The sequence below is a fragment of the Burkholderia sp. AU33423 genome, assembly GCF_002223135.1.
In the GTDB taxonomy this organism is placed as follows: Bacteria; Pseudomonadota; Gammaproteobacteria; order Burkholderiales; family Burkholderiaceae; genus Burkholderia; species Burkholderia lata_D.
Map to the genome: position 1 here is coordinate 466,243 of NZ_NKFH01000010.1, position 21,660 is coordinate 487,902.

Genomic DNA, 21,660 nt, shown 5'->3' on the forward strand with positions numbered 1-21,660 from the left:
GATCGTCTCCGCTACAGGTTGATCACGCCACGCCCGAGTTCGATCACGCGCCCGCCGACGCCGATTTCACCGCTCGCACTGACCGACAACCGCAACCGGCAAGGCCGGCCAATAGCGTCACCCTGTTCGACCTGAAACGCGGCCGGCAGGTCGCGATTCATCGCAAGCAGCCACCCGCCCAGATTCGCACAGGCCGACCCCGTGCCCGGGTCTTCCGAGACGCTGCCTTGCTTCACGAAGAAGTAGCGCGACACCACCGTCCCCGGCCGCTCGGCATCGAACGCGAATACGTAGGCGGTCTTGCGGCCGAGGCTGCTGGTCGGCCAGATATCGAGGCAGGCACTGTCGGGCTGCGCGCGACGCACGGCGGCGGGGTCCTTGAGCGCGACCAGCAACTGGTCGGCGCCGGTGTCGATCCAGATCGGCGGTGCGAGCAGATCGTCTTCCGTGAGCCCCAGCAATGCCGCCATTCGGGCATCGGACAATTCACATGGCGCCGTCTTCGGCATGCCTGCGTGCGGCGCGGTGAACGTCCACACGTCGTCGCGCGCGCTGACCTCGACCACCCCGGCCTTGAACTCGAGCGCGAGCTCGTTGCCCGCACCCTGCAAGTCACGCACGACATGCGCGGTGCCGAGCGTCGGATGGCCCGCAAAAGCCATCTCATGACCCGGCGTAAAGATGCGAACCCGCGCATGGGCGTGCTCCGACGGCAGCACGAAGGTCGTTTCGGACAGGTTGAATTGCACGGCGAGTGCCCGCATGGTCGCGTCGTCCATGCCGCGCGCATCGTCGAATACGCAAAGCGGGTTGCCGCCGAAAGTCGATTCGGCGAATACGTTCAGCAGGCGGAAGGCGTAGGAAGGCATTAGACGCTCGCGTGAGAGGGGGAATGACCGTACCTGGGTGAGGTGCGCGCGGCTCGATGCACCGGCGGCCGCGCGACGTCGCATAGGTCAGCTCGGCTTGTCGAGCGGCGCAAGCATCGCCTGCATGTCGGGGTGCTTCAGGATCTTCTTGTACTCCGCCGGACTCATCGCGTCGATCAACACGCGCCCGCTCACGTCCGCCTTGATGTACTCGACCGCGAGCAGTGCGATGACCGGATTGGTCGTCAAGGTGGCGTGATCGGGGGAATGATCGCCGAATTCCGCCACCACTGCCTCGGTGTTGTCCGCCACCGCGACGGCGAGCCGGCGGCCGGACAGCCGGAGCCTCGCGCTGGCGCCGCATTTGGCCATGTCGTAATGGCGCGGCCCATTGAGCGTGCGCGTGCCGTAAATCGCCACGTGCGTGTCGACGCCCCGCGCCGCGGCCGCCTCGAGCAGCGGCCCGAGATCGTCGATCTCTTCGTCCCAGACGCCTGCGAAGATCTGCGTTTTCGCACCGACGATGACGCGCGCGAAGGCGCTGGCGATCGCTTCCCGCCCGCTCAACGACCAGACGAGCCCCGGCTCCTGCTGGACCGGCAGCCGATCGAGCGCGCCCGCGGCCAGTTCGAGATCCGCATTGAAGCGCGTGCGCAGATCCTCGAGCAACGACCGGTGGGGCACGGCCGCATAGCGGACGGGCTCCGACCGGTTGACGAGCACCGCGCCGCGCGTTTCCAGGCGACCCAGCGTTTCGTAGATCTTCGAGGGCGGCATGCCGGCGCGCCGGCCGACTTCCGCGCCCGTCAGCGCGGCCTGCCCGACGAGGGCCGCGTAGGCCTGCGCCTCGTACTGGGTGAATCCAAGCCGGATCAACGACGTGATCAGCTCCGTGTTCTCGCTCATGTGTATCGGCTCCTGCTCCCACGACGACTTGCGTGAGGTTTCTTGATTAACTACCGGAGTAGTATACAATCGCATTAACTTACTACCCAAGTAGTAGGCGTTGTATCTCAACCTGACTGGAGGGATCTTCAAGATGCGAAAACGGATCAGTACCGGCTCCCCGTGGGAGCCCAAGGTCGGCTACTCGCGCGCCGTGGTCGTCGACGACACCATCTACATTTCGGGAACCGCCGGCAAAGGAGCGGACGTGTACGCGCAGACACGCGATGCGCTGGCGACGATCGACCGGGTGCTGGCGGACAGCGGGTTCTCGTTGTCGGACGTCGTCCAGAGCCGCCTGGTGGTCGCGGACTTCGACAACTGGGAAGCCGCGGCGCGCGCGCATGGAGAAATCTACGGCGATATCCGGCCGGCGTTTTCGCTCGTGCATGCGCTTCCGTTCGTCGATCCGGACATCCTCGTCGAAGTCGAAGCGATCGCGGTCAGGGCCGCGGCATGACCGTCGCCGGCAACCGCGTGCCGCTTTCCCGCACCGCGACGGGCATGCTCGCACTGGCGGCCGGCGTGGCGATCGCGAACGGGTATGCGCTGCAGCCGTCGCTGTCGGCCATCGCGAGCGAGTTCGGCGTGGCGGCGTCGCGCATGGCGGCCCTCGCGTCCGTGACGATGCTCGGTTATCTGGTCGGCCTTGCGTTGCTGGTGCCGCTGGCTGACCGGTTCAGTCCGCGCGCGCTCGTCGCGACGCAGATGGGTGCGCTCGCGTTGTTGCTGGCGTGCGTGTCGGGGTCGCCCGGCCCGCTCGCGCTCGACGCGGGTTTCTTTCTGGTGGGGGCGGCAACGACGGTCGCGGCGCAATGCAGCGCCGTCGCCGGCAAACATGCGGATCCGCAACGGCGCGGCGTCGCGATGGGGGCCGTGTCGGCCGGCATGTCGGCCGGGATCCTGCTGAGCCGTTTCGTGGGCGGCGTGTTGTCGCAATGGTGCGGGTGGCGCGGCGCTTTGCTCGTGCTGGCCGGGTGCGTTGCGCTGGCCGCTATCGGCGCTGCCGCGCGGTTGCCCGGCGGCCGGCCGGAAGGGCTGCCCGGCCGGGCGAACGCGATGGGCGCCATGCCGCGGTTGCTGCGCGACAGTGCTCAGTTGAGGCGCCGTACCGGCGCCGGCATGCTCTGGTTCTTCGCGTTCAACCTGGTCTGGGTAGGGCTCGCGCTTCGCCTGGCCGAGCCGCCGTATAGCCTCGGTGCCGCGGCGATCGGTGCGTACAGTCTCGCGGGCGTGCTGGGTCTCGGCGTGACGCGCGTGGCCGGAAAACTCGCCGACCGGTTCGGCGATCGCGTGGTCATCGGGGGCGGGCTCTTCGTCGCGGCCGTGTCGGCGTTGCTGCTCGGCGTTGCGCTCGGTCATCCCGGATGGCTGGGCGCGGGGCTGGCCCTGTTCGATGCCGGGTGCTTTGCCGCGCAGGTCGCGAACCAGACGCGTGTCGTCGCGATTCAACCGGCCCAGGCCGGGGCATTGAGCGCAGCGTACCTGACGCTCTACTACGCGGCTGGTGCCGTTGGTGCGGTGGCGGCGGGATTGCTCAACGCGCGAGTGGGGTGGGGCGCGATGATGGTCGTGGCGGCTGCGGCAATCGCGGCGGCCGGGTTGATTGGTACCGCATCGGCGAGCGTCGATGCGCGGAGCGAGCCGACCTCCGCCCGTTGAGCGCAGACACGACGTGCGTGCGCGCGACCGATCCGAATTTCATTTTTCGTGCATGATCGGATTGCGCGGTCGATCGACGGCGATCCGGTTCCGGCATTCAACGATCCGCACCGCTCACGGATATTTTTGCGCTGGAACAGGCATTCACGCGCCCTCGCGTGTCATTTGCGATCGCATGCGAACACGGGCTCATCGGATTGGCCATCACGACGCCGTACCCAAGCAACACGTGTCGGGTTCAGTGTCGCTCGGCGCGTGCCGGCTGCTGCACGCAGGAGGAAGACATGGAACCAGACGGAAGCGTCCTGAATACCGGCGTCGGGTTGGCCGGCGCGCATGCGGAAACCGGCACGCCGCAAACTCTCCTGGACGCGATCATCCGTGGCGTGGAAGGCCACGGCATCCCTGCCGGCACCGATTGGCCGACCGCGATGCAAACCCTCGCGGACAACGATAGGCAGTGGAAATTCTCGGCGGTGCTGGTCGCGATCGTCGCGCGGCGCGAGCCGACGATCCTGCTGACCACGCGCGCGTCGGATCTCAGGGAATACTCGTCGCATGTGAGTTTTCCGGGCGGACGCCCGACCAAGTCCGATCGCGATATCGGCGCGACCGCGTTGCGCGAGGCGTTCGAGGAAATCCGCCTCGCGCCCGATGCGGTCCGCTTGGTCGGCAGCTTGCCGATCCACAAAACCAGAAAGCGCAATCACGCGATCTTTCCCGTGATCGGCATCGTGCCGGAAACGGCGATCTGGGAGGCGGCGCCCGCGGAAGTCGCGGAGATCTTCGAGTTTCCGTTCGCCGTGCTGCTGAATCCGGACCTGCTGCGGCAATACACGGACGGCGAACGCGCGGGCGCATGGTACTGGGCGGAGCAGGCGCAGGACATCTGGGGCGTGACGGCGCTCATCCTGAGGTCGCTCGCCGGTCTGGTCCGCGATGCCATGCGTTGACGGCATACGTGACGGTCGCCCGCCGACGCACGTCAATGCGACGACACGAATGCCGCATCCTCGAAGGCTTCCGGAATCGCGAAGCTTTCGCGCATGCGCTGCGCCTCCTTCGCCGGCGTCAGGCCGAACAGGCGCTTGAATTCACGGCTGAACTGCGACGGGCTCGTATAACCCACCGCGTAGCCGGCCGCCTCCGCCGTCAGGTCCTCGCGCACCATCAGCAGGCGCGCCTGATGCAGCCGTGTCGATTTCAGGTACTGCATCGGCGACACCTGCGTGATCGCCTTGAAGTGGCTGTGAAAGCTCGGCACGCTCATGCCGGCTTCGTCGGCCAGTTGCGACACGTCGAGCGGCTGCGCGTAATCGCCATGGATCACGCGCAGTGACCGGCCGATCCGGCCGAACTGCCCGCGCATCGCCAGCGCGCTGCGCATCGCGTTGCCTTGCGCGCCGGTGAGCACGCGGAAATACAGCTCGCGCAGCAGCGCCGGGCCGAGCACCGCGGCGTCGAGCGGCCGGTGCATCGCCTCGACGAAACGCAGCACCGACGCGTGCATCGCTTCGTCCATCGGCGTCGACATCATGCTCTTCGGCGCCTGCACGGTTTCCGCGAGGCCGGCGCGGTCGATCTGCGCGGCGAGTTCGGCGGCCAACGTGAAATCGAGGTGCAGGTACAGCGCGAGCAGCGGGCGTTCGGGCGTGGCGTCGGTTTCCATGCTGAACGGCACGGGCACGGACACCGCCAGGTAGTGATGCTCGTCGTACAGATAGCGCTCGCCGCCGAAGTAGCCGCGCTTGGAGCCCTGGCACACGATCACGATGCCCGGGTCGTACAGCACCGGCGTGCGCGACAACGCGCGGTTCGAGCGCAGGATGCGCACGCTCGGCAGCGCCGTCAGGTTGTAGCCTTCGTCGGGCGCCAGCGCGCGCAGCAGCGTCACCAGGCGTTTCCGGTCGCGCGGCGACAGCGTCGGGGATCGGGCGGGGATGGGATCGGCGCTCATAGTTTTGTGCAAGAAAATCAGCGGAATCGGGCTTATCCGGTGTGGTTCGTCAGACTAGTATGCACGCTCCAATCGACATTCGGGAGAAGCTCAAATGGCATCCGGCAAGCTCATGCTCATTACCGGCGTCAGCAGCGGCTTTGGCCGCGCGCTCGCGCAGGAGTCCCTCGCGGCGGGTTACACGGTGGTCGGCACCGTGCGAAGCGCGCAGGCGGCGCAGGATTTCGACGCGCTGTCCGCGCAGGCCTTCGCGCGGGTGCTCGACGTGACCGACTTCGATCGCATCGACGGCGTCGTGGCGGACATCGAGGCGAACGTGGGGCCCGTCGACGTCCTGGTGAACAACGCCGGCTACGGGCACGAAGGGATCATGGAAGAGGCGCCGCTCGCGGAGATGCGCCGGCAGTTCGACGTGAACGTATTCGGCGCGGTCGCGATGATGAAGGCGGTCATACCGACTATGCGCGAACGGCGGCGTGGCCACATCCTCAACATCACGTCGATGGGCGGCCACATCACGATGCCGGGCATCGCTTACTACTGCGGCAGCAAGTTCGCGCTGGAAGGTATCACCGAAACCGTCGGCAAGGAGCTGGAGCCGTTCGGCATCGCGGTGACGGCCGTGGCGCCGGGTTCGTTCCGCACCGACTGGGCCGGCCGCTCGATGGCGCGCACGCCGCGCTCGATCCCGGATTACGACGCGCTCTTCGATCCGATCCGCCACGCGCGTGAAGAGAAGAGCGGCAAGCAGTTGGGCGATCCCGTGAAGGCTGCGCGGGCGATGCTCGCGGTGATTGCCGCGGAACGTCCGCCCGCGCACCTGCTGCTCGGCAGCGATGCGCTGCGGCTGGTACGTGGAAAATTGGCTGCACTGGACGCGGAAATTCGCGCGTGGGAGGCCGTGACGGTGTCGACGGATGGTTGACGTGCGGCGCGAACGGGCACGCGAACGCCGCGTTGGGCCGCCGCTGTGCGGGTTTCGGCGCGGTTGCTCAGCCGCCGGCGCGCTACGCGTTGCCGCGATCGGCGATGGCCGTGTCTCGCAATATCAGGTAGGTGACCGACGGGTATTTGGGCGTTTCGCCACGCTGCACGACCGTGCCGCCCAGCGATTCCGCGATGCGGCGGCTGGGTTCGTTGGCTTCGGCAACCGGATAGGTGAAGCGTCGAATGCCGAGCGTCGCGCATGCCCATTCGACGACGAGACCGACCGCTTCACGGCCGATGCCTTCGCGATGGCGGTCCTCGCGAATCCAGACACCGAGTTCCGCACCGGCAATCGTGACGTGATGAAGGCCGGCCAGGCCCAGGAACATTCCGCAGTCGCGTTGGCGGACCGTGAAGACGAAGTCGCTCCCGTCCGCGATAGAAGGCAGCCACGCGCGCCAGATGCGATCGAAGCTGGCGCGGTCGGGAGGCGGCTCCCAGGCCATGAAGCGCGTCAGGGTCGGTGTGATGCACGGAAACGCCGCACCGGCGTCGCCGGCAGAAAACGGCTTGATCGAAAGTCGGTCCGATTCGATGTGAATCGGGTCAGCGCGCAGCGCCATCGTTCGCACCTCGAGGGTTCATCCACGTCGACGACATTGTCGACGGTCATTCGCAACTTGGCATCATCGTTTAACAAACCTGTCCGATAATGGCTACCGGCCACAGCGCCGAGCTCATCCACCTTACCGGAGTCCATCGAGATGCCAACCGTCACAACGAAGGATCACGTCGAGATTTTCTACAAGGATTGGGGCCCGAAGGACGCGCAGCCCATCGTCTTCCATCATGGCTGGCCGTTGTCCGCGGACGACTGGGATGCGCAGATGCTCTTCTTCGTCCAGAAGGGCTATCGCGTCGTGGCGCACGATCGGCGCGGCCACGGCCGGTCGGCGCAGGTGTCGGACGGTCATGACATGGATCATTACGCGGCGGACGCTTTCGCGGTCGTCGAAGCGCTCGACCTGCGCAATGCGGTGCACATCGGCCACTCGACCGGTGGCGGCGAAGTCGCGCGTTACGTCGCGAAGCACGGCGAGCCGGCCGGCCGCGTCGCGAAGGCGGTGCTGGTCAGCGCGGTGCCGCCGCTGATGGTGAAAACCGCATCGAACCCGGAAGGCTTGCCGATCGAAGTGTTCGACGGCTTCCGCAAAGCGCTCGCCGACAATCGCGCGCAGTTCTTCCTCGATGTGGCGAGCGGCCCGTTCTACGGGTTCAACCGCGAAGGTGCAACCGTGCATCAGGGCGTGATCCGCAACTGGTGGCGCCAGGGGATGGAAGGCAGCGCCAAGGCGCATTATGAAGGCATCAAGGCGTTTTCGGAAACGGACCAGACCGAAGACCTGAAGTCGATCTCCGTCCCGACGCTCGTGCTGCATGGCGAAGACGACCAGATCGTGCCGATCGCGGATGCCGCGCTGAAGTCGATCAAGCTGCTGAAGAACGGCACGCTGAAGACGTACCCGGGCTACTCGCACGGGATGCTGACGATCAACGCGGACGTCCTCAACGCCGACCTGCTGGCGTTCGTGCAGGCGTAACAGGGTGAGCGCCGGCCCGCTTCGGCGGGCTGCGCTGCCATTGCGGGCCGGCGGCGCGCAGTCGCGCTGTCGGCCACGCGGCCGCTGCGGTTCAGCCCGGGCCGTTGAAGCGGATGCCCGGAAACGTCAGCCGCGGCATCCGGCTCTCCAGGAACGCGAGCAGTTCGCGCACCTGGGCAGCCTTGGCGGAGTCTTCCGGCCAGACGAGGTAGTACGCGTCCCCCGTATTGACGGCCGTCTTGAACGGCAGCACGAGCTGCTTCTCGTCGATGGCGGTCGCACACAGCGCGAGATCGCCGATCGAAATGCCGTGGCCGGCAATCGCCGCCGCGATCCCCTGTTCGAGCATGTCGAACACCTGCCCGCGCGTGATGTCCACCTCGAGATCATGGCCGCTGCCCTTGAGCCAGCGGCGCCAGTCGCGCCGGTCGGGCGACGGGTGGATCAGCTCGCACGCCGCCGGATTCGTGCGTGCGACCGTCGCGGTCGCCCGCGAGCACACCGGAATCAGCCATTCGTCGAACAGCTTCACGCACTGCGTGGCCTCGCCGAACCTGCCTGTGCCGAGCAGGATCGCGCAATCGTAGGATTCGCTGAAGAAATCGACGGTATCGACGTCCATCCACACGCTCGCGATCTGCACCTCGAACGCGGGCCGCGTGTCGCGAAACGCGGCCAGTGCGTCGAGCAGCCAGCGCATCGTGAGCGTGGACGGCGCCTTGAGCCGCAGCACGTCGCGTTGCGACTGGAACAGCACGCACGCTTCCTCGATCTGCCGGAAGCCGCGCCGCAGGCCCGACGCGAAGATGTGCGCTTCCGCCGTCACGGTCATTCTGGGGCCGTGCCGGACGAACAGTTTCCGGCCGAAGTACGCCTCGAGCGTCTTCACGTGCTTGCTCACCGCGCTTTGCGTGAGGCTCAGTTCCTCGGCGGCCAGCGTAAACGAGCCGGTGCGCGCGGCGCTTTCGAACGCGCGCAGCGCGTAGACAGGGGGGAGCGGTTTGGCCTTCACGGGTTTTGAGTGTGAATAAAACTCATGTCATCCGGCAGAATTTTCCGTTTTTCAACAGCACGCCGGGTACGGAATACTTCATAAAACCGCGCAGTCCGGTGCACTGAAGCACGATGATGCCACCGTGGCGGGCACGCGCGTCAATTCACCCAACAACTTTTTGTCATGACACTTCACTACCCGCTGCTGTTTGCCTATTTCGCCGCGATCGTGCTGCTCATCGCGACGCCCGGCCCGGTCGTCATGCTCGTGGTCGGCACCGTCGCGCGGCGCGGCTTCCGTCAGGGGATGCTGACCGCGGTGGGCGCGAATGCCGCGAGCCTCGTGATGATCGCGGGGGCGATGCTGATGGTGTTCGGCGTCGTGCTCGTCAGCGAGCGCCTGTTGACCGGGTTGCACGTGGCGGGTTGCGTGTTCATCGCGGTGCTGGCCATCCGGACGCTGCTCGGTGAATGGCGTGCCGGCCGGACGCGCAACGGCAATGAGGTCGCGCAACGCGAACCGGCATCGCAGGCGCGAGGCTTGCCCGGCGTCGTGCGCGGCTTTCTCGTCGGCATCGCGAATCCGAAGGACCTGCTGTTCTTCGTCGCGTTCTTTCCGCAGTTCGTCGGCATCACGCCGGATTCGCGCGTGAGCCTGGCCATCCTGGCCGCACTGTGGATCGCGGTCGATTTCACGATCCTGACCAGCTACATGGCCGCGATCAACCATCCGCTGATTCAGCGCAAGCAGCGATGGATCACGGCGTCGTCGGCGGGCGCGCTGCTCGTGATTGCGCTCGCCGGGCTCGGCAGCACGATCGCGGGTGCCGCGTAAGCCCGCCGGCGATCCGCGTCACGCTTCGTTTGCTCCCACTCTTTTGACCAGTTCGATCATGTCCAGCACCTCCCCGACTTTCTCCGAACACCTCTTTTCCTATGGCACGCTGCAACTCGAACCCGTACAGCTCGCGACCTTCGGCCGCAAGCTCGACGGTCGCGAGGATGCGATGCCCGGCTACGCGATGACGATGCTGAAGATCGACGATCCGGACGTGGTGGCGACGAGCGGGAAGACGCATCATCCGGTGGTGGCTTATACCGGCCAGTCCGGTGATCGTGTCACGGGCACCGTGTTCGCGATCACGCCGGAAGAACTGCAGCACGCGGACGACTACGAAGTCGACGCGTATCGCCGCGATCGCGTGGTGCTCGAATCGGGCGTGGCCGCGTGGGTATACGTGGACGCGACTTCGCCGCGGCCGGCCTGAATCCGGCGCGCGGACAGGCGCGTCGCTGTCGCGCGTTCGCCTGCTAGTCGTTGCGCAGGAACACGACGTAGCCGCGGAACCACGGATTCGTCGCGAGGTACGGCGGCGCGTCCCATTCGCCGCCCTGGATGATGCCGATGCGAAACGGCAACTGCAGCCGCGCGACGCGCGGCAGGTAGTCCGCATAGTCGGGGATCGTGCGGTGGCCCTGGTAGGTCTGCACGACCACTTCGTCGACGATCCCCCTGAGCTGGTTGACCTGGTCGGTATCGATGCGGCTGCTCCAGTCGAGCAGCCCGGTGATGCTCAGCCGGCAATCGGCGGGCAGCGTTTCGCGCAGCGACCGCAGGAATTCGAGGTAATCCTGCAGGTGACGTGTGCGCGCGTCGAAGTCGATCTGGATGCCGGTGATCGTGCGGCCCGACGCGCGCCAGCGCGTGAGCTGCGCGAGCATGATCTGCGTGACGCGCGGCGTCCAGCGCAGCGTATGCGCGCGATAGACGAGCCACACGCGCGCCTGCGGCGCGGGCGGCAGCGCCACCCCTTGCGCGATCACGCGGACCTGCGACTCGTCCCGCGGCGACGCCTCGATCTGCCCTTGCAGCACGTAGACGGCACGTGCGACGTGCACGACCGCCTGCGGCTTCACGCCTGCCCACAGCCAGAACGCGTCGTACCGCGCGGCGTCGACGGTGCCGGCCAGTGCGACGCGTCCGGCCAGCAGCAGTGCGATGCACGCCAGGCGCGCGATACGCTTCACGCGGCGCTTACCAGTAGTAGCGAAGCTTCTGCGCCCACGGGCTGCCCGCGTAGCTGGCCTTCAGCGTATCGAACCAGCGCTTGCGCACGTTCTTCGGCACGTCCTTGCCGCCGCATTCGTTGGAGCCGCCCGGTGCATAGCACTTGATCGCACGGTAGTACGCGTAGGCGCGGTCGTTCGGGTTCGCTTGCGCATCGGCCATCACCGTCACGTAGCTCGACATCCGCTCGAACGGCTTGCCCGCGAACTGCGACGGCGCGCCGCCGAGCGTCGGCGGGATGCGCGTGGCGGCCGTCGTCGACCCGTTGCGCATCCACGGCGGCACCGGATCGCTTTCGAGGCCGGGCGCGGGCGGGTGCAGGCGCACGAAATCGGCGAGACAGTTCAGCCCTTTCGCATCGGCGGGATTCTGCTGGAGCACCGTGGCGATGTCGCTCGCGGACGGGCACGTATAACCGTCTTCATTTTTGGCGCCGGCTGCGATGAACGGCTTCAGCGGATCGGCCGGCTTGCCGGACACCAGCGCGGCATCGGCGATGAACTCGGCGTAACGCGAGCGGGTGAGCTCCTTGTACAGCAGCGTGTACAGCGCGGTGTCGCGCAGCGCGCCGCCGGTCGCCTGGTTTTGCGCCTGGGCGCGCAGCAGGTCCGCATTGGCCGAGCGTTGCAGCAGCACGGCGCGGATCGCGGCGTTCTGCACGGGCGAATCGTCGGCGAACACGTCGTTGACGAGTCCGGCCTGCTCCAGGTTGATCGCGAGCGCGAGTTCCAGCGCTTCGCGCTGGAAGCGGAATTTCGCGAGCGGGATCAGGTCGCGCCACAGCTGGCGCGCCTTGTCGGACTGGCCGCTATCCTCCAGCGCGAACCCGCGCAGCGCCTGCTGGCTCAGGCCGAAGTAGTCGAGCGGCTCCGCGGGCGTCTGCGGCAGCAACGCGAGCGCGGCGTCCGGCTTGTGGCCGATCTGCACGTACCAGGTCGCGAGCAGGTAGTCGTAGAGCGCGGGCGCGTTCGCGAAGCGCGGCTTCTGCGCCTGCAGGTCGTCCAGCGTCAGCGGCTTGGCGCGGCTCGAGTCGCTGTTTTCCGACGTGCGCATGCGCAGCAGGTCGACGGTCGCGAGCACGGTCGGCGACTGGATCTGGCTCGCGTCGAATTCCGACCCGAACAGCAGCTTGCTGTCGAGTTCGTTCGCGAGCTGGATTAACGGCACGTTCGACGTCGCCGGCGACCAGCGCGCGAGCGCGTGGCCGTACAGGTCGGCCTGCTGCGTGACGTTGCCGCCAAGCCACGCGACACGCCGCAGCAGCCCGTTTGCGGAGGTCGCATAGCGGCCCTGCGGGTACACCTTCAGGTAAGTGCGAAACACCGTATTCGCGGCGTCGAGCGACACCTTCGTCACGCGGCCGCGCGTCGGCGTGGGGCTGTCGTTGTCGAACACGTTGGCCTGCGCGGCGTTCAACTGCGCGCGCCCGGCCATATAGAGCCCGGTTTCCTTCAGCCACGGGTTCGCGCTGTGCGACGCGCTCGCGAAGGCCCGGGTCGCGGTGAGGAAGTCGGCGCGGTAGAACGCGTTCGTACCGTCCAGGTACGCGGCGAACTGCTGGCCGAGCGGCGACTTGACCGGCGGTTTCGTCCAGGCGGCGCTCGCGCCGCCGGCGGCACAGGTCTTCTGCGCGATGTCGGCACGCGCCGCGCGCAGGCGCGCGGCTTCGTCGGCGGGGAGGCCGCCGGCACTGCCCAGTGCGTCGTTGAATGCGTCTGCGCCCGAGGTCATGCTGCGGCAGATGCTGCCTTCGCCGTCGGCGTACTGGTTCGACGGTGTTTCGGTCTCCGCCGCGCCGCCGGTCTTGTCGGGCGTCTTCTGCCCGATATAGATCCATCCGGAAAAGTCCATCGGAAACGGCACGATGATCTGGTTGATCCGGTCCTTCGCCGGGATCGTCTTCGGGTCGGGAAACGCCTGCGCGACCTTGGCGCTGTCGACCATCATCAGCATCGCGTTGATGCGCGTGTCGTTGGCGGGGCTCAGTATCGGCAGGTTGCCGCAGAAGTACGCATTCTGCCGGAGCGTGACCGGCGCTTCGCAGCTATCGTCCGAGCTGGCATGGGCCGCCGGAATCCAGAACAGGCTGGCCGCCAGCGCGGCGAACAGGTTTCGATGCAGCAATGGGCTTTTAGGCATTTTTTCTTGTGCCGGGTGTGGGGCCGCAGCGGCCGGGTCTCTCAGGTGAGGCGTTTCGCCCCGGCGCGTATCGTACCGCACTGGATGCACGAATTTCGCCGGTGCGGGCGGCGGCCGGGCGCATCGGCAACCGGTGTGCGCCGGACGGCTAGTCGTATCGATGGTCGGTCCGATCCGGCTCCCGCATCACGCGTACACGCTGCTGGCGACGCCGTCGTCGGCCACATCGTCGATCGCGGCCCGCAAGTCGTCGATCGCCACCATCAGCTCGCGGACCTGCCGCAACGACGGGTACTGGTGCAGCACGGCATGCCATTGCGGCAGCGTCAGCAGCGCGTGCCAGACGACACCCAGGCCGCCCGGATCGGCATCCGGCCGCTGCGCGAGCGCGCTCGCGTATTCGAGGCTCGCCTGCGCCGACAGCAGCTGCATCCGGCTGGCGGCGCCCAGCAGGCGCGGCGTCGTGTCGGCGGACGCATCGCAGCAATAGAGCACTTCCCGTGGCAGCGTCGCTTCGTCGGTCGTCAGCGCCCGCAGCGATGCGCCGTGCACGCGCACCGTGCCCTGGTGCGTATCGAACGCATAGAGCGTGTCCGGGTCGGCCTGAGCGAGCAGGTTCAGGCCGCGCAGCAGCCGCGGCAGGTCGGTCGTCGCGGCATCCGCGGACGCTTTCGCTTCGACGAGGAAGCGCACGTTCCACGCGGGCGCCGGGTCATCGCCGCGCGTGCGTTCGAGCAGGATCGCGTCCCATTCGGTTTTCGCGCGATCGTGGCGGCCCGGAATCGATGACGGCACGCGCATCGACGTCACCACCCGGTACGTGCGGCGTGCGTCGACGGCGTCGAGCCGGCGCGCCAGCGCGTCGAGCGCCTGCGCGGCCAGCGCTTCGACGGCTGCGCCGCGCTGCTGCGACGCGACGCCCTGCGCGACGGCGACGGTGCTGCCTTCGAGCGGGCCCTGGCGCACCCAGAGCGCCCGGTAGCGACGCACGTGCTCGTCCGCTGCCAGTGCGTCGACGCGCAGCATGCGTTCGAGCGCGGGGCTGTCTTTCAGCTTGATGATGTCCTGCTCGAACGCGGTGTCGGTCGCCATGTCCGGCAGCGCGAGCAGGTGCCGCAGCGTGTCGTGCAGATCGGCCCACGACGCGGCGGTGGCGGCCGCATGCAGCCGCGCGAGCCCGTCGCGTTGCCATGGGCGGGCGCTGCGCTCGAGCTTGGCCGGGTGCGCGATCGCGTTGACGGCCGAGTGCAGCGCGCGACGGTCCTGCTCGGCATGCGCGGACAACGACGCGTATTCGCGCACGCTCGGCGCATCGTGCCGCAGCACCGCGGCCTGAAAGGCGGGATCGCCGGCGTGCGTATCCATCGCATCGCGGATCATCTGCGCGAGGGCGTCGATGAAGCGCTGCCGCAGTGCCGCGTCGGGGGCCTGCCCGTCGCTTCGCATCCGGCGTGCTTCCTCGATCACGCTCGCGAGCGTGGCGGCCGGGTTCGCGGCGTCGGACGGCGACGAAGCGCTGTCGAGCGGCGGCAGCCGGTAGCGGCGCGCGACGGTGCGCAGGGTTTCGTCGAGCAGGGCGGGAAGCGGTGTCAGCGACATGGTCGGTATCGGCTTGAAGGCGATGCGCGTGCCCGGGGTGAGGGCGTGGCGGGCGCGATGATGTGCAACGTTATCACGCCGGGTCGGTCGGCACGACGGCGCAGGCGTATCTGCGCGTGCCGATCGGCGTCGGCATCAGCATGGGTGGGACTCGGATGCGTGGTCGCGGGCGTGGCTGCGATGACGCTGCCTTCGCGGCAGCGCGGGCAGCCACGCACCTGACAACGGTCACGAAACACGCCACGCATCGATCTCCGCTGTCATGCTGCGATCAGCGATCAGCGATCAGCGCAGCCGCTCCCGCGCACCAACCGCATCACGCCGTCAACGTCACCGACAGGCTGCCGAGTTCGCCGAAGCGCACCGTCAGCGCGTCGCCGAGCGGCACGTCGATCGCGCCCGCGTACGAACCGGTCGTCACGATCTGCCCGGCGCGCACGGCGTCGCCGCGCGAGGCGAGGAAATTGACGAGCCACACCAGCGGCTTCAGCGGATCACCGTCCGGATGGCGGCCGTCGATCGTGCGGTTCAGCGCGCCTTCGAACGACAGCGCCAGCGTCTCGAGCGGCACGTTCAGCCCGTCGGGCACGACCGGGCCGACACATAGCCCCTGGTTGAATTGCCCGTCGGCCAGCAGCTCGAACTTCGACGCGCGCGTGGGCTCCGCATAGCGGCAGCCGAGCACTTCGAGCACGATGCGCACTTCGCGGATCGCGTCGCGCACGTCCTGTTCGTCGTACGGCTGTTCGCGTGCAGGCAGGTCGCGATCGAGCACGAACGCGATTTCCGGTTCGATCCGCACGATCGGGCCGCCGACGACGCGGTACGGCGCGTCGGCCTCGCGGATCGTCGACGCGAAGATCGGCGCGAGGATCACGCGGTCGGGCGGCGGCAGCGCGCATTTCCAGCCGCCGACGGGTTCGCCGAGCAGGTCGGCCACGCGCTGCTGGATCGCGAGGGCGGTCTCGACGTTCTCGGGGCGCAGCGCATCGGGCAGCAGCGGGCCGGGCGAGCCGGCATGGCGGGCGGCGACGAGATGCTGGGCGGCGCCGTCCACGCGTTCGGTAGTCGTTGTCATGTCGGTTGAGCGAGTTGAAAGTGGGCCGGCAAATAAGGGCCGGACGAAAGTCGCACATTCGATGATAGCGCTTTCGGCACGATGACCGCTCGATTGCGCTGCTTCGGCTTCTGTGTCAGCCAGGTTTGCGACCTTGCCGCAAGCGAGAGGGACCGGCGTCACGTCGCGGCGCTTTGCCGCACGGACAGTGTCGGGTCGACCTTGATCGCCATCAACATTCAAACCTGCCATCCGCCGATGATGGTGACAAGGCCGCGCGATCTGACGCGTGGCAACTCACCCCAGCGAGGTTCGCATGTACGAGAAGATCATGGTGGCCGTCGACGGCAGCGCTTCGTCGAAGCAGGCGCTTGCCGAGGCAGTGAAGGTCGCGCTGGCAAGCGACGCACACGTCAGCGTCGTGTATGTGGTGGACAAGTCGGTGCTGTTCACTTACGCGGGCCGTTTCGATCCGCACGCACTGGTCGAGGAAATCCGCGACGACGGGCGCAAGGTGCTGCGCGAAGCCGAGCAGATCATCGCGCTGGCGGGCGCGAAGGGCGAGGCCGAACTCGTCGAGACCGAAAGCATCGGCGAGGACATCGCGGAGCGTCTGCAGCGTTACGTGAAGGAAGGCGGGATCGATCTCGCGGTGGTCGGCACGCACGGGCGGCGCGGGATCCGGCGCGTGCTGCTCGGCAGCGTCGCGGAGCGCTTCGTGCGCGGCTCGAAGTGCCCGGTGCTGCTGATTCGCGGCGACGATGACGACGTAGCGGCTGCCGCCGCGGCTGCTTGACGCGGCGCGCGCGATGATCCGCCGCCAGTCCCGCATCGTCGTCGCGGCGATCGCCGTGTTCGTGTCGCTCGCGGGGATGATGGCCGTCGTGTCGGGGCTGCTGTTCGACAACGCGATGGCGCTGCGCGGCGGCGCCATCGCGCTGGTCGTCGGCGTGGCCGGCTTCGTCGTGATGCTCAACCCGGGCGCGAAAGGCGAAGCGTGAGGCGGGCGGGCCCGCACGGCTGCTTGCGTCCGACCGCGGGGGAGACAGCCGGCAACCGCTGTCCGCAAGACCGGCGACAGCCGCTGCCGCGCGGCTTTTCCACTTACTCGCTGGCGGTACCCGGCGCCTTCGTGCCGTCCTGCCCGATCTGTATCGCCAGCCGCTTCAACGTTTCCGCCAGCTCGTCGTTCTTCGGCTGAATCTTCCGCGCCTGCGCGAACACCTCGCGCGCTTCATCCTGGCGGCCCAGTTTCCACAGCACTTCGCCCTTGTGCGTCAGTCCGGTCGCATGGGCTTCGCCTGCGTCATTGTTCGTGTCGCCGTCCTTCGCGAAGATCGCGATCGAGCGGTCGAACCACGTGAGCGCCTCGTCGTTGCGGCCGAGGCGATACAGCGCCCAGCCCTTGCTGTCGAGCGCATACGCATCGTCCGGCGATTCCGCGAGATGCGCGTCGATCATCGCGAGCCCGCGCTCGACTGCGACGCCGGCGTCGGCGAGCCGGTAGCCGATGTCGTTCCGGCGATCGTCGGGAATCCTGTCGAGATCGAGCGCGGCGGCCACGCGGCCCTCGTCGCGTTCGGCGATCGCGAGCGACAGCAGCTTGGCCACGATCTGCTGCCGCAATTCGCTGCTGATCCGGTCGCCGTTGGCGACCAGGCTGCCGAGGTATTGCGTGTAGAGGTCAGGCGCGCCCGGGGCGTCCGCGTTGTTCGCGATGGTCAAGCCCGGGCCCGCGCACCAGTCGGTGTCGGCCGCCCCGGCCAGCGTGCCGGCGTAAAGATTGACGTTGCGCGGCGTGCGCGATTGCGCGTAGTAGGTGTAGCCGTTCGCATCCGAATAGCCGCAGGCCAGGTATTCGTTCTCCACGTCCAGCACGTATGGGAAATGGCCGATCGGTGCCGAGCCGCCCGGCTCGACCAGCCGGAACGATTCGCCGAGATCGCCGTCGCCGACGATTGGGTTGAGCACCCATTGCTTCTCCGGATGCAGCTTCGGCAGCCGGACCCGGACGGTGCGCCCTGCCGCGTCGGTCGTGCCGAAGATCACGCTGTCACGCTGCTCCGGCTTGACGGGCAGCCCCGCGATGACCTGACCGGGCAGGTACAGCCGGTAGCGCGCACTCGGTAGCGGCTGGTGCGTGACGGGGTCGCGCAGCACGAACTGGTGAACGTAAGGCCCTTTTCCGAGCGACGCGGTCGGCGCGACGTAGGTGCGCGCGTAGGCGGCGGGCAGGGCGGTGCAGCTCAGGGCCGCGGCAACGAGCGCGGCGAGAAGGCGGGATGTCATGAAATTGCGGTTCTTGTTGGTAAAGGTTTATTGACCGACGGCCGGAATTGCACTGAGCGAACCGTGTGACCGTCGATATCCCGCTGCGGATACCGTTACGCATGGCCGAATCGTCCAGCGCAATTCAACGCGGATCTCGCCCGGCGCAACGTGATGCGAGGAAGCGGCGGACGGATGACGCGGGAATGCAGTGCGGAGCATAGCAGGCCGTGTCGAGCGTCTCGCTCGTGAAGTGACCGCGTCTCTCGCTCGAAACGCCACGCGCGACGTATCCGGTCGCGCGCGCTTCTGTCAAACTCGCGGTCATGAAACCGCGCCTCGCCTCACCGCCTTCCTCCGATTCCGCGCCTGCGCCCGCAGGCTTTCCCGACGCCGACGAACTGGCCGCGCTGCGTGCGTGGTACGCGGGCATGACCGTGCGCCAGGCTGTCGAGCGCTACCTGCCCGATCGGCTCGGCGAGGGGCGGTCGGCGCGCGGCGTGATCGGCGGCATTCGCCGCCGCCTCGTGCGCGTCGCGCGGCAGGTTGGCCGGCCCGATCTCGCGGAGCGGCTCGGTCATGCCGACGGTGAGCGTATGCAGGAGGCGAAGGCGGCCGCCGAAGCGATCGGCCTGCTGCGCCATGCGCGCGTGCCGGTCCCGCAGATCAGCGACGACGTCGGCCTGTGGCTGCCCGCGCGTGCGGTCGTCGCGCTGCGTGCGCACGGGATCGCGACGCTGGCCGATCTCACGGTGCGGATTCCGCGCCGGCGCCAGTGGTGGCGTGCGATCGCGGGCCTCGGCGTGGCCGGTGCGCGGCACATCGAGGCGTTTTTCGCCGCGCATCCGGCGCTGACCGAACGGGCGCGCGCGCTGATCGCGGCGACGCCGCGCGGCGCCATCGTGCCGTGGGAGCAACTGAAGCTGCCGCACGAGGTCGACGGCTCGGCCGGCACGTTCCGCGCGCCGCGCGCGACCAGCACGCTCGACGCGGACAACGATTACGCGGCCGTGCACGCGTGGCTGTCGCTGCACGAATCGGCCGCGACGCGGCGGGCGTACCGGAAGGAGGCCGAGCGGCTGATCCTGTGGGCGATCGTCGAGCGCGGTCGCGCGCTGTCGTCGCTGACGACCGAGGATGCGGTCGCGTATCGCGCGTTCGTGCGGCGCCCGACACCGCACGAACGCTGGGTCGGGCCCGTGCGGCCGCGCGGTGCGCCGGACTGGCGGCCGTTCTCGGGGGCGCTGTCCGCGCGCTCCGCTGCATACACGCTGTCGGTGCTCGGCGCGCTGTTCCGCTGGCTGATCGAGCAGCGCTACCTGCTCGCGAATCCGTTCGCGGGCGTCAAGGTGCGCGACACGCGCGGCCCGAACGCACTCGACACGTCGCATGCGTTCACCGAAGGCGAGTGGCTGCTCGTGCGCACGATCGCCGACGGGCTCGAGTTCCGCAAGGGTACGCCGGCCGCGCCGCAGTCGGGCTGGACGCCGGCCGCCGCGCAACGGCTGCGCTTCATTCTCGATTTCGGCTATGCGACCGGGCTGCGCGCGAGCGAGCTGGTCGGCGCGACGCTCGGCGACATCGAGACCGATGCGCACGGCGACGCGTGGCTCAAGGTGATCGGCAAGGGCAGCAAGGCCGCGCGCGTCGCGCTGCCGCCGCTCGCGCGCACGGGGCTCGACCGTTTCCTGGTCGCACGCCGGCTGCCCGTCACGCCGTCGCGCTGGCGGCCCGATACGCCGCTGATCCCGAGCCTCGCGGAAGACGGCGCGGCCGCGATCACGAGCGTGCGGCTGTGGAAGGTGATGCAGCGCTTCTTCGCGCAGACGGCCGATCAGGTCGATGCCGACAACCCCGCGCTCGCGCAGAAGCTGCGGCAGGCAAGCCCGCACTGGATGCGTCATACGCATGCGACGCATGCGCTGGCGCGCGGCGCGGAGTTGACGACCGTGCGCGACAACCTGCGGCATGCGTCGATCTCGACGACGTCGATTTACCTGCATGGCGACGACGTGAAGCGGGCGCGGCAGATGTCGAGCGCGTTCGCGGCCGACAAGTAACGGCGTCGTGCCGATCGGGCAGAAGCTGGCCGCGCGTCGTGAGCCGGAAAGACTCGCAGCCCGTGCCTGAATGCGCGTTCCGCCGACGAATGGACGACGCGCCGTCACCTCTCTTCCAATCAGGCGGAACGGTCCGCCGCACACGACGGTCATAAACTTTTTGCAAGGAGCAATGAATGGCATCGAGCCAAGGCACAGTCGATTTCATCGTCGAGCAGATGGCGGCGGCCGGTACGGTATCGGCGCGCAAGATGTTCGGCGAGTACGGCATCTATTGCGACGGCAAGATGGTCGCGCTCGTCTGCGACGATCGGCTGTTCGTCAAGCCGACGGCCGAAGGCCGCGCGTTTCTCGGCACGTGCGAAGAAGGTTCGCCGTATCCGGCCGCGAAGCCGCACCTCGTCATCGCCGGCGAGCGCTGGGACGATCGCGAATGGCTGTCGGCGCTGATCCGGATTACCGCCGCGCAGTTGCCGGTGCCGGTGAAGCGACGCCGATAAGGGTTCGTTCGCGTGCCATGTTGCGCTGCGGTGAGGCGTATTCTGTGACACATGTGCGCGACCATCGCGCATCCGGTGGGAGCACAAGAATGAAGACATCCGGACATCCGCGCGGCACGTGGCTTGCTCGCCGCGCCCGGCACGCGCTCGTCGCGGCCCTGTGCGCGGGCTGGAGCGCGCTGTCGTTCGGCGCGGACGACGCGGCGACACTGCTCGAACGTTACCGCAGCCTCGGCCCGCAACTGAAGGACAACGCGTTTCACCGGCCGCTGGTCCTCGAATCGGCGGAAGCGTCGTCGTCGCTGAAGGGCGACATCTACGCGGTGGTCGACTATCCGTACGCGGTGGTGAGCAGCCAGCTCGACGATCCCGCGCAGGGCCCCGCGAACTGGTGCGCGGTGCTGATCCTGCACCTGAACACGAAGTATTGCCACGCATCGAGCGGCAGCGACGGCCCGGTGCTCGACGTGAACCTCGGCCGCAAGATCCAGCAGAAGCTGCCGGACACCTATCGCGTGCAGTTCCGCTATCGCGTGGCGGCCGCGACGCCCGACTATTTCCAGGTCGACCTGACCGCCGACAGCGGCCCGATGGGCACGAAGGATTACCGGATCGCGCTGGAGGCCGTGCCGGTCGGCGCGTCGCGCACGTTCCTGCACCTCACGTATTCGTATGGCTTTGGCACGGTCGGCCGCATGGCGATGAAGACCTACCTCGCGACCGTCGGCAGCGACAAGGTCGGCTTCACGACCGTCAGCGGCGGATCGGCCGCGCAGCCGCAGTACATCGGCGGCGTGCGCGGGCTGCTGGAGCGCAACACGATGCGCTACTACCTCGCGATCGACACGTATCTCGCGACGCTCGACAAGCCGCTCGACCAGCGCCTCACGCGCTGGTTCGACGCGACCGAGCAGTATCCGCAGCAACTGCACGAGGTCGAGCGCGGCGCCTATATGCAGATGAAAGCGCAGGAGGTGCAGCGGCAGCAGGCGGCGCGGTGACGCCGCCTGCTGCC

At 68.0% G+C, this 21,660-nt stretch carries 22 protein-coding genes; 12 read left to right on the forward strand and 10 right to left on the reverse strand.

What is annotated here, in order from left to right:
* Window positions 1-11 precede the first annotated feature (11 nt).
* Both CFB50_RS37325 and CFB50_RS37330 read right to left on the reverse strand, forming a co-directional pair.
* Complete coding sequence (locus CFB50_RS37325) at window positions 12-869, reverse strand: PhzF family phenazine biosynthesis protein (RefSeq protein ID WP_089449378.1); 858 nt, start codon at window positions 867-869, stop codon at window positions 12-14.
* An 87-nt stretch (window positions 870-956) separates the two neighbouring features.
* Window positions 957-1,775: a TrmB family transcriptional regulator gene (locus tag CFB50_RS37330; protein WP_089449379.1), complete on the reverse strand. Its 819-nt coding sequence runs from the start codon at window positions 1,773-1,775 to the stop codon at window positions 957-959.
* A 133-nt stretch (window positions 1,776-1,908) separates the two neighbouring features.
* Between CFB50_RS37330 and CFB50_RS37335 the strand changes: the two genes are divergently transcribed.
* From CFB50_RS37335 to CFB50_RS37345, 3 genes are all read left to right on the forward strand, one after another.
* Window positions 1,909-2,274, forward strand: coding sequence for a RidA family protein (locus CFB50_RS37335; protein WP_089449380.1), 366 nt, complete (start codon window positions 1,909-1,911; stop codon window positions 2,272-2,274).
* Window positions 2,271-3,476: an MFS transporter gene (locus CFB50_RS37340; RefSeq protein ID WP_089449381.1), complete on the forward strand. Its 1,206-nt coding sequence runs from the start codon at window positions 2,271-2,273 to the stop codon at window positions 3,474-3,476. The genes CFB50_RS37335 and CFB50_RS37340 overlap by 4 nt, the downstream gene beginning before the upstream one ends.
* 284 nt (window positions 3,477-3,760) lie before the next feature.
* Window positions 3,761-4,429 carry an NUDIX hydrolase gene (locus CFB50_RS37345; RefSeq protein ID WP_089449382.1) on the forward strand — a complete coding sequence of 223 codons (669 nt, stop codon included), beginning with the start codon at window positions 3,761-3,763 and terminating at the stop codon, window positions 4,427-4,429.
* 32 nt (window positions 4,430-4,461) lie between these two features.
* On the opposite strand, the gene CFB50_RS37350 is transcribed toward CFB50_RS37345, so the two are convergent.
* Window positions 4,462-5,433, reverse strand: coding sequence for an AraC family transcriptional regulator (locus CFB50_RS37350; RefSeq protein WP_089449383.1), 972 nt, complete (start codon window positions 5,431-5,433; stop codon window positions 4,462-4,464).
* A gap of 94 nt (window positions 5,434-5,527) precedes the next feature.
* Here CFB50_RS37350 and CFB50_RS37355 point away from each other — a divergent pair, with 94 nt between their 5' ends.
* A complete protein-coding gene (locus CFB50_RS37355; protein WP_089449384.1) occupies window positions 5,528-6,358 on the forward strand; it encodes an oxidoreductase in 831 nt (276 codons plus the stop codon).
* 82 nt (window positions 6,359-6,440) lie between these two features.
* On the opposite strand, the gene CFB50_RS37360 is transcribed toward CFB50_RS37355, so the two are convergent.
* Window positions 6,441-6,983 carry a GNAT family N-acetyltransferase gene (locus CFB50_RS37360; protein WP_089449385.1) on the reverse strand — a complete coding sequence of 181 codons (543 nt, stop codon included), beginning with the start codon at window positions 6,981-6,983 and terminating at the stop codon, window positions 6,441-6,443.
* A 141-nt stretch (window positions 6,984-7,124) separates the two neighbouring features.
* Between CFB50_RS37360 and CFB50_RS37365 the strand changes: the two genes are divergently transcribed.
* Entirely contained in the window at window positions 7,125-7,961 is an 837-nt protein-coding gene (locus tag CFB50_RS37365) for an alpha/beta fold hydrolase (protein ID WP_069249413.1), read from the forward strand.
* Between the two features lie 91 nt (window positions 7,962-8,052).
* On the opposite strand, the gene CFB50_RS37370 is transcribed toward CFB50_RS37365, so the two are convergent.
* Window positions 8,053-8,973, reverse strand: a complete 921-nt coding sequence (locus tag CFB50_RS37370) for a LysR substrate-binding domain-containing protein (RefSeq protein ID WP_089449386.1) — start codon at window positions 8,971-8,973, stop codon at window positions 8,053-8,055.
* Window positions 8,974-9,138: 165 nt separating this feature from the next.
* Here CFB50_RS37370 and CFB50_RS37375 point away from each other — a divergent pair, with 165 nt between their 5' ends.
* Window positions 9,139-9,789, forward strand: coding sequence for a LysE family translocator (locus tag CFB50_RS37375; protein ID WP_089449387.1), 651 nt, complete (start codon window positions 9,139-9,141; stop codon window positions 9,787-9,789).
* A 58-nt stretch (window positions 9,790-9,847) separates the two neighbouring features.
* Window positions 9,848-10,222 carry a gamma-glutamylcyclotransferase family protein gene (locus tag CFB50_RS37380; RefSeq protein WP_089449388.1) on the forward strand — a complete coding sequence of 125 codons (375 nt, stop codon included), beginning with the start codon at window positions 9,848-9,850 and terminating at the stop codon, window positions 10,220-10,222.
* 43 nt (window positions 10,223-10,265) lie between these two features.
* Here the strand turns inward: CFB50_RS37380 and CFB50_RS37385 are convergent, their stop codons facing one another.
* The 4 genes from CFB50_RS37385 to CFB50_RS37400 form a co-directional block, all read right to left on the reverse strand.
* The gene (locus CFB50_RS37385; protein ID WP_089449567.1) at window positions 10,266-10,973 is read right to left on the reverse strand and encodes a DUF3142 domain-containing protein; all 708 of its coding nucleotides are present in this window, start codon (window positions 10,971-10,973) and stop codon (window positions 10,266-10,268) included.
* A gap of 16 nt (window positions 10,974-10,989) precedes the next feature.
* Window positions 10,990-13,161: a hypothetical protein gene (locus tag CFB50_RS37390; RefSeq protein ID WP_089449389.1), complete on the reverse strand. Its 2,172-nt coding sequence runs from the start codon at window positions 13,159-13,161 to the stop codon at window positions 10,990-10,992.
* 186 nt (window positions 13,162-13,347) lie between these two features.
* On the reverse strand, window positions 13,348-14,760 hold the full coding sequence (locus CFB50_RS37395) for a 3-deoxy-D-arabino-heptulosonate 7-phosphate synthase (protein ID WP_089449390.1): 1,413 nt from the start codon (window positions 14,758-14,760) through the stop codon (window positions 13,348-13,350).
* 316 nt (window positions 14,761-15,076) lie between these two features.
* The gene (locus CFB50_RS37400) at window positions 15,077-15,838 is read right to left on the reverse strand and encodes a 2-keto-4-pentenoate hydratase (protein ID WP_085043621.1); all 762 of its coding nucleotides are present in this window, start codon (window positions 15,836-15,838) and stop codon (window positions 15,077-15,079) included.
* A 295-nt stretch (window positions 15,839-16,133) separates the two neighbouring features.
* On the opposite strand from CFB50_RS37400, the gene CFB50_RS37405 reads away from it, so the two are divergent.
* Both CFB50_RS37405 and CFB50_RS37410 read left to right on the forward strand, forming a co-directional pair.
* Window positions 16,134-16,613 (forward strand): universal stress protein, encoded by a 480-nt coding sequence (locus CFB50_RS37405; protein ID WP_089449391.1) that lies wholly within the window; start codon window positions 16,134-16,136, stop codon window positions 16,611-16,613.
* Between the two features lie 13 nt (window positions 16,614-16,626).
* On the forward strand, window positions 16,627-16,818 hold the full coding sequence (locus CFB50_RS37410) for a DUF2964 family protein (protein ID WP_069249426.1): 192 nt from the start codon (window positions 16,627-16,629) through the stop codon (window positions 16,816-16,818).
* Window positions 16,819-16,921: 103 nt separating this feature from the next.
* On the opposite strand, the gene CFB50_RS37415 is transcribed toward CFB50_RS37410, so the two are convergent.
* Window positions 16,922-18,106 (reverse strand): tetratricopeptide repeat protein, encoded by a 1,185-nt coding sequence (locus tag CFB50_RS37415; protein WP_089449392.1) that lies wholly within the window; start codon window positions 18,104-18,106, stop codon window positions 16,922-16,924.
* Window positions 18,107-18,411: 305 nt separating this feature from the next.
* On the opposite strand from CFB50_RS37415, the gene CFB50_RS37420 reads away from it, so the two are divergent.
* The 3 genes from CFB50_RS37420 to CFB50_RS37430 all read left to right on the forward strand — a co-directional run bounded on the left by CFB50_RS37420 (window position 18,412) and on the right by CFB50_RS37430 (window position 21,646).
* Window positions 18,412-20,145 carry a site-specific integrase gene (locus CFB50_RS37420; protein ID WP_089449393.1) on the forward strand — a complete coding sequence of 578 codons (1,734 nt, stop codon included), beginning with the start codon at window positions 18,412-18,414 and terminating at the stop codon, window positions 20,143-20,145.
* A 176-nt stretch (window positions 20,146-20,321) separates the two neighbouring features.
* Window positions 20,322-20,645, forward strand: a complete 324-nt coding sequence (locus CFB50_RS37425; protein WP_089429560.1) for a TfoX/Sxy family protein — start codon at window positions 20,322-20,324, stop codon at window positions 20,643-20,645.
* A gap of 89 nt (window positions 20,646-20,734) precedes the next feature.
* Window positions 20,735-21,646 (forward strand): hypothetical protein, encoded by a 912-nt coding sequence (locus CFB50_RS37430; protein WP_089449394.1) that lies wholly within the window; start codon window positions 20,735-20,737, stop codon window positions 21,644-21,646.
* Window positions 21,647-21,660: the final 14 nt, after the last annotated feature.